This window comes from Ruegeria haliotis, assembly GCF_013377785.1.
GTDB classification, from domain to species: Bacteria; Pseudomonadota; Alphaproteobacteria; order Rhodobacterales; family Rhodobacteraceae; genus Ruegeria; species Ruegeria haliotis.
In genome coordinates this window covers 173,229-185,259 of sequence record NZ_JABXWT010000001.1, presented here as the reverse complement: position 1 = coordinate 185,259, position 12,031 = coordinate 173,229, and the positions used below count along the sequence as shown (strand labels likewise).

Genomic DNA, 12,031 nt, shown 5'->3' with positions numbered 1-12,031 from the left:
CCCGGTATTTGCCTGCTCTGGCCTGAATCTAGCGAAGTTCCGCCGGTGACGCCAAGGGTTTATGCGGTAAGGGTCCGCACCCGTTGCGACAACCACTCAAGATCCGGATCGCGTAGCCCGATCTCTGCCAGATGTTCGGCTGTGTTATACAGATATTCGGTATTCGGTCCGCGCCCGCCGATCGCCTGAGCAATAATGCGGGCCTGATCCTCCAACGGCATACCGCCACAATATTGCGCGTGATGGGCGTCGATCACGTAAGTAACGGCATTGACGACCTCACCTTCGCCAAGGTGCACGTCCAGCATCTTTTCAACATAAGCGGACGAGATCAATTCGCGCTCACGCAATTCGTGCAATGTGCGTTCTTCATGCCCTGTTTCAACCGCCAGAGCCAGACCAGTGCAATTTGCGTCCGTCTGTTCATCCAATGCTAAAACAAGGCCCGGATTTTCTTCTGTTCCGCGATGGTGGATCGAACTCATGCAGAAAGACCGGGCATAGCCGTGCAATGTTGCATGCTCACTGCGGGCCACCGGAAACCCGGGGTTCCACAACAGTGATCCATATCCGAAAACCCACATCGTCATTGCACTGGTCCTTGCCCGTTTGCGCCTATAAACATCAATTCCAAGGCAGGAAAAAGGGCCATTCCACATGCGCCGTCTGATACGAGTGTTGATTTTTGTAGTTGTCGCATGGAGCGCCTACTGGTTCATCGCAGGCTATGGCCTGCGCAACGCCATCACGGCATGGTTCGACCAACAACAAGAGCTGGGTTGGCAGGCCGATTTCTCGGGCGTTGCAACCGCCGGATATCCAACCCATCACATGACCCGGTTGAACAACCCCGCCTTGGCCGACCCGGTCAATGGTACCGCCTGGAGCGCCGATTGGATTGAATTCCAGAGCCCGGCAATTTGGCCTGGGCGTCAGGTGCTGCGCTTTGCGGACACCGCACAACGTTTGTCTTACTTCGACCAGACGGCAACAATTCAAGCCAACGACCTGAAAGCAGAACTGCAGTTGCAGCCCGGCGTCGCGCTTGTGCTCGAGAAAATGGCTCTGACCGCTGGACCCTGGTCCGTCACCGACAATACCGAGGCTTTAGCGGCTGGTGACACCTTTGGCCTCGTGATGGAACAGACCACCATACCCGAAGCCTACGCGATTACCGCACATTTGGATGGTTTCACACCTGGCGAGGATTTGCGGGATCTGATGCGCTCGGCCACGTCTCTTCCTCAGGCGTTCGAAACGCTGGAGCTGAATATGACAGCCACTTTTAACAAGCCCTGGGATCGGAGCGCTCTGGAAGAAAGCAGGCCGCAACCGGTCGCAGTTGACCTGAATCTGGCCGAAATCAAGTGGGGCGAGCTGAGGTTGTTCGCGACCGGAGAGCTTGATGTTGATGAACAGGGTATCCCGACTGGTGAGATTGCGGTCAAAGCCGAAAACTGGCGGGACATGATTGCCATGGCCAATGCGGCTGGCGCCCTGCCCGATCAGGCGGTGGATCCGGTGACAACAGCCTTGAATTTTCTGGCCGGTCTTGGGGGAAATCCAAACGCGCTAGACCTGCTGTTGAATTTCCGCGACGGATTCGTTGCGTTGGGTCCAATCCCTCTGGGGCCCGCGCCGCGACTGATTTTGCGTTAACGACAGTACGGCCCGCTACGATAGCGAGCCGTGTCCAGGTGAAAGTGGTCGCGATGATAGCGGTCTGAATTTGGCCCCAAAACGGTACCGAACGGTCCGCAGGCTCCGCGCCACACTTTTTTGAGTTGTTTTTGCGATGGGTTCTTGCGCCAGCCATTGAGCACGGTCACAACCGCGCCATCCGCCATGACAAAACCCGAAATATCGATGGCGCGACCCTTGCCATGTTCGGAAATCCGGGCGCCCTTGCGGTTATTGCGCGTGCGGCACGCGTAATGGGCCGCCACCTGCAACTGGACGACAGGTCCGCGTCGCTTGAAGGTTGGTTTGACGGTTTTATCGACCCATTTGTTCAGGGCAATCGCCGTACCGCAATCCATAGTCGAAGGGCGGCTCAGCTGCACACCGGAGACCGAGGTGATTTTCACTGCATCCTTGATCCCGCACGCATTGATCTTACCGGGCACCGAACCGACAGGTTTACCCTGAATGGCAATGTCTCCGCAGACCGATCCCTTGCGCAGCTTGCGTTTTTTGAACAAGACTTCTTGCTCCAGAGACTTGGGCCTCAGATAAGGCATCAAAGACGTATCCGGCCCAAGCAACGGCAATTCTGCAGGACGCGCGGCCACGGCAAGGACCTGAGGCGAGGCGGGGCGCTGTTCTGGTCGCAGTTTGGGGATGGTGACCAGCGGTTCTGATCCGCTCAGTGCCAGTGCAGAAATCAACGGAACCCCACCTGAATATGCGACGGGCCGCGCGACCGGGATCAGAGATTGCTCTGGCGGCGCGGCCTGAGATGCGGCGGCATACATGGCCGCAATCCCAATCAGCAGTCGTCCCCAGAGCCCGTTCATTGGTTTGTCTTGCCTCGCCCGAAATCGGGTGCGTCCGTGTCCTGACCCGCATCGATGATTCCACGCCGGATCGCGCGTGTGCGGGTGAAATAGTCAAACAGTTGCTCGCCATCACCAGTTCGAATTGCCCGTTGCAAGGCAAAAAGTTCTTCGGTGAAGCGTCCCAAAATTTCTAGCGTTGCGTCCTTGTTGGTCAGAAACACATCGCGCCACATGGTCGGGTCGGACGCGGCAATCCGGGTGAAATCGCGAAAACCAGCGGCTGAGTATTTGATCACTTCACTATCGGTCACCCGACGCAGATCATCCGCCACGCCCACCATCGTGTAAGCAATCAGATGCGGTGCATGCGAGGTCACGGCCAGAACCAGATCGTGGTGATCTGCATCCATTTCGTCCACATTTGACCCCATGCCTTCCCAAAGTGCGCGCAGTCGGGCTATCGCGTCTGGGTCAGAACTTTCGACAGGCACCAACAGGCACCACCGGTTGTCGAACAATTCCGCGAAACCGGATTCCGGCCCGGAATGTTCCGTCCCCGCCAGAGGGTGCGCGGGGATAAAGTGAACGCCCTCGGGGATATACGGCTCCACTGCCTGAATGACGCTGCGCTTGACGGACCCTACATCCGAAACAGTCGCGCCCGGTTTTAAAACCGGCGCGATGTCTTGCGCAACAGCACCCATCACTCCGACGGGCACACAAAGCACCACCAAATCAGCACCTTCGACCGCCTCTTGCGCAGTATCACAGACGCGGTCACACAAACCGATCCGACGGGCTGTATCGCGCGTAGCCTCGGACCGGGCATAGCCTGTTACTTCCCCAGCAAGCCCGGCGCGTTTGATTGCCCAGAACATGGATGATGCGATCAGGCCAAGCCCGATCAACGCCACACGGTCGTATATCTGGCTCATGCGGCGCCCCCTTTGAACGCGGTAATCGCCGCAACAACGCGGCGGCAGGCTTCTTCGTCGCCCACGGTAATCCGCAAGGCGTTCGGAAGGTTGTAACCCGCAACACGGCGCACGATCAAACCCTGTGTCTTGAGGTAATCATCGCAGGCCTCGGCCTCGGTCTGATTAGCAAAGCGCGCGAGAATGAAATTCGTGCAAGACGGGTCCGATGGCACCCCGATTTTTGCCAACTCTCCGGTCATCCAAACACGCAAGCGTGCATTCTCGGCCTGGCAAAAAGCCAGAAACTCTTCATCCTTGACGGCAGCTTCGGCTGCGGCCAATGCGGTCAGCGACAGATTAAAGGGCTGACGCACGCGGTTCAGTACATCGATGATCGATTTCGAGGCATAGCCCCAGCCAACCCGCATGCCACCCAGACCGTACACCTTCGAGAAGGTACGCGTCATGATCACGTTCTCAAAACGATCCACCAATGACGTGCCGCCGTCGAACCCATCGACAAACTCGGCATAAGCGCCGTCCAGAACCATCAAACAATGCGCGGGCAAACCATCGGCAAGACGCTCCAATTCCGCGTCGGAGATCATGGTCGAAGTCGGATTGCCGGGGTTGGTGACAAAGACAATTCTGGTCTGTCCGTTAACCGCAGCCAGAATGGTATCTACATCAACCTTGCGGGCTCGCTCGGCCACCATGACAGGTGTCGCCCCGGCCATCCGCGCGATGATCGGATACATGGAGAACCCATGCTCGGTATAAATGACCTCATCGCCCGGCCCGGCATAGGCTTGGGCCACGAATTGCAGCACCTCGTCACTACCGACACCGCAGACGACCCTCGCAGCGTCCAACCCGTGGCGTTCCCCAACTGCTGCGCGCAGTTCGGCATGATCAGTGCTGGGATAACGATGCAGGGTGCCCGCGCTGTTGCGCACTGCCTCGATGGCCTTGGGGCTGGGGCCAAAGGGGTTTTCATTGGAGCTCAGCTTAATGACATGCTCCACCCCTGCCACATGCGACTGGCCGCCCTGATAGAGCGCGATGTCCATAATGCCGGGTTGTGGAGTGATTTGGGTCATGAGAAGCTCCTTGAATGGGCCCCTCATACCCGTCTCAATGCGTTGAGAAAAGCGGCAATTCCCTCAGGCCGCCTTGAAGCGGGCCGTCGCCGGGTCAGCGCCGTAAAATGGCGTATATTCTTCTGTTCGGTGGGACAGATCATTGACGCTGTCGATGATGAACTGAACTGTCTCCTCGCTCATCAGATACGAGAAGTTCAGACGTACCCAGCCGGGCTTTTTCATCTCTTCCCCCGCCGACAAGGCCGTATGCAACTTTTCGGACGTTGCGCGGTCGATGTCCAGCAGACGATGCGCATATGGCCCTGCGCAGGCGCAGCCACCGCGGGCTTGAATACCGTAAATATCGCTGAGCATCCGCGTGAACAGCTGCTGGTGTACCGGCTGGCCTGCATTATCGCGAACCAGAAAAGAATAGATCGGCAGACGATGCGGGTTCTCAGTACCCAACAGGGTCAGGTTCGGATTGTCCTTCCACCCGTCCAGCGCCATTTGGTTATACAATGCTTCGCGCTTGGCAATCTCATCCGTGCCCACGACATCTTTGACGATAAAGGCAAGGGCAGCGCGAATGTCACCGATAACATTAGGCGTTCCGGCCTCTTCGCGCGTGGACAGGTCCGCACTGTAGTCATGTCGCCAAGGCGAGACAAAACTGACGGTCCCACCACCCGGCAAGCTGGGGCATGTGCGTCGTACCGCATTTTGGTTGACGACCAATACACCAGATGCCCCTGGTCCGCCGGGGAATTTATGCGGCGAGACCACAATTGCATCCTTGCGCGCATCTTCAGGGCCCATATCCATAGGCAGGTAAGGCCCACCCCCGGCATAATCCCAGACGGCCACCGCACCATGGGCCTTTAGCAGCCGCGCGACCGGATCCGGGTCAGTGATAATCCCGGTGACATTGGATGCAGCTGAAAACGACCCGATCACCAGATCCGCGTCTTCATTTGCAATCAACGCATTCTCTAGCGCGTACAGATCAAGGCCACCGCCTTGCGCTTCGGGGATTTCGATGACTTCTGCCTTGCTTTCGCGCCACGGCAAAATATTCGAGTGATGTTCATATGGACCGATTAAAACAACCGGCCGGTCAGCCTCTTCCACTCCCAACAGGCTGACCAGCCGGTTAAGCCCCGCAGTGGCACCGGACCCGGCAAAGATCACCGCGTCCTCTCCCCTCGCGCCAACAATGCGGGCTATCTCGGCACGCGCCTCGCGACGCAGACGTGTCATGTAAGAACCGCAGTAAGAAGCCTCGGTGTGGCTGTTGGCATAGAACGGCAGCACATGCTGCGCCACAAAGTCTTCGACCTGCCGCAATGCGCGGCCCGAAGCGACGTAATCCGCGTAGACAAGCGGAACGTCCCCATGCAGACCCGGAATCAGAACGTTCTCTCCGATCAGCCCATCGCGCAGAGTGGAATTATGAGTGGTGGATTGGATTTCTGCACGGAAATTGGACAGGGTCATGGCATCGGCTCCTTACTACATAACCAATGTGATTGATCAGCAGTACAAAAACTTCACCTAGTTTTGCGTATATTTTCGAAGTTTTGTGTCATATGATAAGAAATGGCTTCAAAATTAGATCAAATCGACACGCGTATCCTTAAAGAGCTGCAAAAGGATGCCACGTTGTCACAACGCGAGCTGGCTGACCGAGTCGGCCTGTCGCAAAACGCCTGCTGGCGTCGCCTAAAGGCGCTGAACGATGATGGGGTGCTACTGGGCTCCACCGCGCGTATTGCGCGCGAGAAACTGGGGCTGAGCCTTGTGGTTTTTGTCATGCTTCGGACACGGCATCATTCGGCCGAATGGTTGCAAGCGTTCCGCAGCCACGTGCTGACGATCCCGGAAGTCGTGGATTTCCATCGGATTGGTGGGGACTACGACTATCAGTTGAAAGTGGTCACACAAGACATGACTTCGTATGACAAGGTCTATCAGCGCCTGATCGAAAAGGTCGAGCTGGACAGCGTGACCTCGTATTTTGCGATGGAAGCCATTGCCGAAGGACGCCCTCTGCCGATCTGATGACGCAAGAAACAGCAGGCGCAGCATTCAAAAGTGAGGCGCGGCAGACATTATCCTGCAGGGACAAGTTGAGATCAGAAAAAGAAAGAGCCGCGCTTTGGCGCGGCTCTGAAACTTTGAGAAGGTCGGCGAAGATTAGTTCTTCGCGTAGAATTCGACGACCAGGTTTGGCTCCATCATCACCGGGTAAGGTACATCGCCCAGCGAAGGTGCGCGCACGAAAGTCGCGGTCATTTTCGAGTGATCGACGTCGATGTAATCCGGCACGTCACGTTCGGCCAGCGCGGCAGCTTCGAGGACAACAGCCAACTGCTTGGATTTATCGCGAACTTCGATCACATCGCCTTCTTTGACGCGGTAGCTGGGGATGTTGACCCGCTGGCCGTTTACTTTGACGTGGCCGTGGTTCACGAACTGACGGGCCGCAAAGACGGTTGCAACAAACTTGGCGCGGTAAACAACAGCATCCAGACGGCGCTCCAGCAGACCGATCAGGTTTTCACCGGTGTCACCCTTAACACGCTCGGCTTCGGAATAGATGCGACGGAACTGTTTTTCGGTCAGGTCGCCATAGTAGCCTTTCAGCTTCTGCTTGGCGCGCAACTGGATGCCGAAATCGGACAGTTTTCCTTTGCGGCGCTGACCGTGCTGGCCGGGGCCATAGTCGCGGCGATTGACCGGGGATTTCGGGCGACCCCAGATGTTTTCACCCATCCGGCGGTCAATTTTGTACTTGGCAGACGTGCGTTTGGTCACGGCTGATCTCCTTCGTTAGATCGAGGCCTTAATTGGCCACTATGAAGGGCGTTGTCCTCTTGGGGTCTCCCCCATGACAGGCATCCCCTTACAGGGGCCACCAACACCAATGAAGTCGCGCTTATATCCGTAGAATTGTCAGAGTCAACACGCCGCGCGGCACTGCGCTGAAAAACTCCAAATACTGAAATGAACCTTACCCTGGCAACGCTTCAGTCGATCACACATGGTGAATTGGCCGCAACACGACGCCCAGCCATGGACCACATGTCTTGAGCGTGTTTTTGAGTTGGAAAGGTGATGACAGTCGAATCACGCCCTGAATCAGCGTTGCTCAAAACCGCGATCTCGGTGATTTCACTGATCCAGAAATCCTGATCTCGCGGCGGGCAACCACCTTCAAACACCAGAGTCGGCGCGACTTCGTCGCCGTCAACAACCAAATCCGCACAGAAACGCTGCGCGCCATTGGTCAGCATAACGGCGCCAGTGACATGGCCCGAGATCTCTCTCACGACAGCAAATCGGTCGCTTGTACGGGTTGCGATACCGCCTGCATATCCGGTTTGCTCAAGACTTTGCTCATTCGCTTCGCTCAGCATGACAGCCTGACCGCGCCAGGACCAAGCCGCTCCAACAGCCAAAGAGGCCAGAGGCGCAGCCTCAAGCCCATCAAGTTCTGTTTGCGTCCATGAAATAGCTACGCGACCGCTTTTTCCGGTTCTCATCCGCCCACTCACACCTTTCAACACATCACCGCTTACTGACAACGACTTATCAGCGCAGAATCCGGCGGAAAAGAGACGGAATTGAAGCAAACACGAGAATGTTGCTGGAGTGTCAAATCAAATTGATACTCCAGCAGTAAAAATTGCAACTTTAAGTTTAGTAATTGTCAGAAAATCACAAGAGTACCGATTCAGATCAAACTCAAATTGAAATACGCTTTCCCCACAACCGGTTACACACCAAATTTAAGCAATTGCGTATCAGGATCGAGGAAAAGAACTGGTCTCCAAGCGCACAAGCCCACTCTTGGAGAGGGCTTGTGGTCGTCGATTTAAGCAAACTAACGCTAGCCGGGCATACCCCCCTAGATTGCGAAGATGTTCCAAGGCTCGAAAAGGTCATCGTAGTCCTCGATTGAGAGCGGCGAAAAGCCCTCCGTCACCCCCCTTGACTTGGTGAAAGCCCGGCAGAAATGATCCGTTCTCACCACCCTGCCCTTTCACTTACTGCGATAACCAAGGCATGAATTAGCAGTTCTATGACCAAACCTCATCGAAACCCACAGGCCCTCGCGAGGCGCGTATTGAAATCTGCTGACGCCCAGTCAAGGCCGTTTAGCCGATAGGAACCTTGCTTGTGGAACTCATCAAGACCAGCAGCCCGCAACACTGGTTGCGTAAACAGGACAATACTGACGGACCGCCGCTGCCAACACGGAAATCGCTTGTAGCGCAGGCGCCACCCACACAAGACTTGGCAAAAATCTTTAGCGCTGCGGTACAGCTTCACTAATGCTGCCATTGGATGATAGCGCAACAATGAGCGGCAGCAGATGAAAGGACAGAGAAGCCAAACTGAAGTTCGTGCGCGCGCTATTTCTGATAGGTCACGGCGCCGTTGCAGATAGTAGTGGTGACGGATGCCTTAGCTGCAGTACCTTCGGTCAGAATCCGATCCAGGATCACTATGTCGGCCAGCAGACCGGGTTCCAGACTGCCGATCTTATCTTCGCGATGACAGGCATAGGCGCCCTCGATGGTGTAAGCCTCCAACGTTTCCTGGAATGTCAGGCGCTCGTCTTTTTGATCAGCGGCCCATGTTTCGCGGGTCATCGCGATGTCGATCCCGGTCAAGGGTGGCAAGGCTGCAATGGGCCAGTCGGACGAGAAACACACCCGTACGCCCGCGTCTTTCAGAGTGCGCCAAGCATAGGCATCGGGCCATTGATCCTTGCCAATGATCGAAGCCAGAGGTTCGACCGGGAAATCGCCACAGCCGGGCGGGTGCGGAGGCATGAACGAGGCCACAACATCCAGCTCGGCAAACCGCGGGCGGTCGGCGGGGTCATGTAGTTCAATATGTTCGACCCTGTGGCGGTTGCCTTGCGGGCCGTTGGCCTTATGCGCGGCCTCGTAGCCATCCAGAACCGTGCGCACCGCGCCGTCACCGATGGCATGCACGGCAATCTGAAAACCGCGCTTGTCCAGCTCGGTCGCAACTTCGGCAAAGCGTTCGGGCGCATGCAGAGGCTCGCTTTTATGGCCGGGCTGATCGGGATAATCCTGAACCCGGAATCCAGTGCCCATGTCCATCACGCCATCCATGAAGAATTTCACTCGGTTGCACCACAACATGTCACTGTTCAGATCGCGGCGCATCTGTTCGGCGATCTCAAGGTTTTCATCCGGTTCACCGGGAGTGAAGTGATAAGGCAATTCAAGTCGACAGTTCAGGTCGCCTTCGGCTTCGATCTCGCGCAAAAGATCGGCCTGATAGACATTGCCATCCATGTTGATGATCGTGGTGATCCCGTGCTCAGCGCAATGGTTCAGCCCCGCACGCAACAGCGATTTGTCGGCTTCGCGCTGATCGCGGGTGACAGTGCCTGCGGGTTCCACACCCTCCAGACCCAACACTTCACGCCCGCCATGTGCACCGAGAGACTGCACCGTGGACACGGCTGGCGGTTCCGTCAAAACGCCTGTGGCGACGCCATCATCGTCCAACTCGATCTGCGAGCCGGAACCAACATCGCGGCCGTGCAAAACGCCCGCCTCGGTCAATGCGATGGTGTTGGCCCAACCATTGTGAAAATCAGAACTTTGGATCAATAGCGGTCGATCCGGGCAGATTTGATCCAGAATATGGCGATCTGCGTCGCGCTTGCCATCAAACGCCTCATAGCCAAGCCCCTGTGCGACCAGCAGGCTTTCGTCGGGATTGGCGGCCGCAAATTCACAGATGGCCTTTGTTACGGATTCGGTGCCCTCAACGCCCGGCAAGTGTAAAACCTTGCTGGAATAAGCCCCCAGAAACAGATGCATATGGCTTTCGACAAAGCCGGGCATCACGGTGTTCCCGTCGGCGTCAATGACTTGCGTGGTGTCATCGCACAACGCCTGAATTTCTGCATTGCTGCCAAGCGCCGAAATCGCGTTACCTTCAATCGCCAACGCCTGAAATTTCCCCTCACCAATCATCGGGAGAATGTCGGCATTGATGATTGCGATTGTAGCGGGCATGATAAGACCTTTCAGATGGTTGCGCGACACAACTACCCAAGCGGGGTTGAACAGGTGGCGTTTGAAACAGATTAACCCACGCTCCTGATCTCGCAAATTTGCTTTGGTAATTTCTTACATTTGAGAAGCTCAATGGGAACCGATTACTCTGCCCTGCTGCGTTTCGCTTTTGAATGGCTTGGTGAAACCTAGTGAGCAAATTTGGTGGTGGACCAAATTAGCACGCTGCATCAGCAGTAACCCATGTGACGGCTCGTCATCCATAGATTTGCGAAAGCAAATGCAAAGTTATTGTCTGATTAATTTTTTTATCTGCTCGCAATGGTTAGACTGAGGTGAATGAATGCTGACACAGGGTCATACTTTACTGAACACGAGCGCGCAAACTTAGGGGGCCTTTCAAGGCGAATGCCTACAGGATTGATCGGATTGCAATCCGGGTCATCTACGCGGCGCCACTAAATCAAAACACAAAACGTCGATCAAGGTTGGCACCTATGGCGGCTTCTTTGAAGACAGCTTCAAAGAATACGTATATCCCGAATTCACCAATGCCACCGGCATTGAAGTTGAATCCATCGCCGTCCCCACCGGTGAAACATGGCTGGTGCAGCTTAAAAATGCCGTCCGCGCCAAACAGGCCCCTGCCGATGTCTCTTTGATGGCTGGTGTGAACCGGATGCGGGGTGTTCAACAGAAACTGTTCCAAACGCTGGATGAAAGCAAAATTCCGAACCTCTCCAATCTGACGGACGTCTTTAAGGCGCGTAACCCTGAGGGCGGGCTTGAGGCGGTTGGCGCCGTTTCGTGGTACATCACGCTGTGCTCGAACACCGATGAGGTTGCCGAGGCTCCGACAAGCTGGGCTGATATGTGGGCCGCAGGCAAAGAAGATACACTTGGCCTGCTTGCGCTTCCCACAAACTCGTATCTGCTGGAAGTCACCGCAACAACGTTCTTTGGTGGCACCGACATCCTCAACACCCAAGAAGGCATGGAGCAGGTCTTTGAAAACTGGCAGAGGTACGTCCAAACGTGCGTCTGTGGTATCGTGACGAAGGCGCGTTCCAGCAGGCCCTCCAAGATGGCGAGATCCCGATGGGCCAGTATTACCATGACGTGGCAGGTCTGGCTGCGGCCGAAGGGTTCCCGGTGCGGTCAACCTTCCCCAAAGAGGGCGGTATTCTGGATTCGGGTTACTGGATCGTACCTGAATTTGCCCAGCCTGTTGATGAGATCCATGAATTCATCAACTACACCTGTGATCCGGCGGTTCAGGCAACTTTGGCACGCTTCCTGGGTACGGCCCCGGTTGTGGATCCATCTTTGACAGATCTCACCTCCGAGGAACTGGCGGCTGTTTCCAGCCCAACAACTCCGATCATTCCGCGCTATGATATCTACATGGAGCATTCGGACTAGATCGCAGACAAGTGGAACCAAATGCTGGGTGGCTAAGCCCGCCT

General features: G+C 55.9%; 10 protein-coding genes and 1 pseudogene. 3 read left to right on the top strand and 8 right to left on the bottom strand.

Features of this window, described 5'->3' with window-relative positions; genetic code table 11:
- Positions 1-59 precede the first annotated feature (59 nt).
- Positions 60-590, bottom strand: a complete 531-nt coding sequence (locus HW561_RS00915; RefSeq protein WP_176861345.1) for a gamma-glutamylcyclotransferase — start codon at positions 588-590, stop codon at positions 60-62.
- Positions 591-657: 67 nt separating this feature from the next.
- On the opposite strand from HW561_RS00915, the gene HW561_RS00910 reads away from it, so the two are divergent.
- Positions 658-1,659, top strand: coding sequence for a DUF2125 domain-containing protein (locus HW561_RS00910; RefSeq protein ID WP_176861344.1), 1,002 nt, complete (start codon positions 658-660; stop codon positions 1,657-1,659).
- Here the strand turns inward: HW561_RS00910 and HW561_RS00905 are convergent.
- From HW561_RS00905 to HW561_RS00890, 4 genes are all read right to left on the bottom strand, one after another.
- Positions 1,656-2,516, bottom strand: coding sequence for an extensin-like domain-containing protein (locus HW561_RS00905; protein WP_176861343.1), 861 nt, complete (start codon positions 2,514-2,516; stop codon positions 1,656-1,658). The two genes, HW561_RS00910 and HW561_RS00905, sit on opposite strands and share 4 nt — an antisense overlap.
- A complete protein-coding gene (locus HW561_RS00900) occupies positions 2,513-3,433 on the bottom strand; it encodes a prephenate/arogenate dehydrogenase family protein (RefSeq protein ID WP_176861342.1) in 921 nt (306 codons plus the stop codon). The genes HW561_RS00905 and HW561_RS00900 overlap by 4 nt, the downstream gene beginning before the upstream one ends.
- A complete protein-coding gene (gene hisC / locus HW561_RS00895) occupies positions 3,430-4,515 on the bottom strand; it encodes a histidinol-phosphate transaminase (protein ID WP_176861341.1) in 1,086 nt (361 codons plus the stop codon). The genes HW561_RS00900 and hisC overlap by 4 nt, the downstream gene beginning before the upstream one ends.
- A 63-nt stretch (positions 4,516-4,578) precedes the next feature.
- On the bottom strand, positions 4,579-5,994 hold the full coding sequence (locus tag HW561_RS00890; protein WP_176861340.1) for an aminotransferase class V-fold PLP-dependent enzyme: 1,416 nt from the start codon (positions 5,992-5,994) through the stop codon (positions 4,579-4,581).
- Positions 5,995-6,096: 102 nt separating this feature from the next.
- Between HW561_RS00890 and HW561_RS00885 the strand changes: the two genes are divergently transcribed.
- Entirely contained in the window at positions 6,097-6,558 is a 462-nt protein-coding gene (locus HW561_RS00885) for an Lrp/AsnC family transcriptional regulator (protein WP_176861339.1), read from the top strand.
- A 135-nt stretch (positions 6,559-6,693) separates the two neighbouring features.
- Here HW561_RS00885 and rpsD read toward each other — a convergent pair whose 3' ends face one another.
- The 3 genes from rpsD to HW561_RS00870 all read right to left on the bottom strand — a co-directional run bounded on the left by rpsD (position 6,694) and on the right by HW561_RS00870 (position 10,565).
- Positions 6,694-7,314 (bottom strand): 30S ribosomal protein S4, encoded by a 621-nt coding sequence (gene rpsD, locus HW561_RS00880; RefSeq protein WP_176861338.1) that lies wholly within the window; start codon positions 7,312-7,314, stop codon positions 6,694-6,696.
- A 212-nt stretch (positions 7,315-7,526) separates the two neighbouring features.
- Positions 7,527-8,042, bottom strand: coding sequence for a hypothetical protein (locus HW561_RS00875; RefSeq protein WP_176861337.1), 516 nt, complete (start codon positions 8,040-8,042; stop codon positions 7,527-7,529).
- 873 nt (positions 8,043-8,915) lie between these two features.
- Complete coding sequence (locus HW561_RS00870; protein ID WP_176861336.1) at positions 8,916-10,565, bottom strand: amidohydrolase; 1,650 nt, start codon at positions 10,563-10,565, stop codon at positions 8,916-8,918.
- Positions 10,566-11,046: 481 nt separating this feature from the next.
- Between HW561_RS00870 and HW561_RS24235 the strand changes: the two are divergent.
- Positions 11,047-11,987 (top strand): annotated as a pseudogene (locus HW561_RS24235) (extracellular solute-binding protein).
- Positions 11,988-12,031: the final 44 nt, after the last annotated feature.

Coding starts and splice junctions, on each gene's coding strand:
- HW561_RS00870 (WP_176861336.1), bottom strand. CDS start 10,565: ATGCCCGCTACAATCGCAATCATCAATGCCGACATTCTCCCGATGATT.
- HW561_RS00885 (WP_176861339.1), top strand. CDS start 6,097: ATGGCTTCAAAATTAGATCAAATCGACACGCGTATCCTTAAAGAGCTG.
- HW561_RS00910 (WP_176861344.1), top strand. CDS start 658: ATGCGCCGTCTGATACGAGTGTTGATTTTTGTAGTTGTCGCATGGAGC.
- HW561_RS00900 (WP_176861342.1), bottom strand. CDS start 3,433: ATGAGCCAGATATACGACCGTGTGGCGTTGATCGGGCTTGGCCTGATC.
- HW561_RS00890 (WP_176861340.1), bottom strand. CDS start 5,994: ATGACCCTGTCCAATTTCCGTGCAGAAATCCAATCCACCACTCATAAT.
- HW561_RS00875 (WP_176861337.1), bottom strand. CDS start 8,042: ATGAGAACCGGAAAAAGCGGTCGCGTAGCTATTTCATGGACGCAAACA.
- hisC (WP_176861341.1), bottom strand. CDS start 4,515: ATGACCCAAATCACTCCACAACCCGGCATTATGGACATCGCGCTCTAT.
- HW561_RS00905 (WP_176861343.1), bottom strand. CDS start 2,516: ATGAACGGGCTCTGGGGACGACTGCTGATTGGGATTGCGGCCATGTAT.
- HW561_RS00915 (WP_176861345.1), bottom strand. CDS start 590: ATGACGATGTGGGTTTTCGGATATGGATCACTGTTGTGGAACCCCGGG.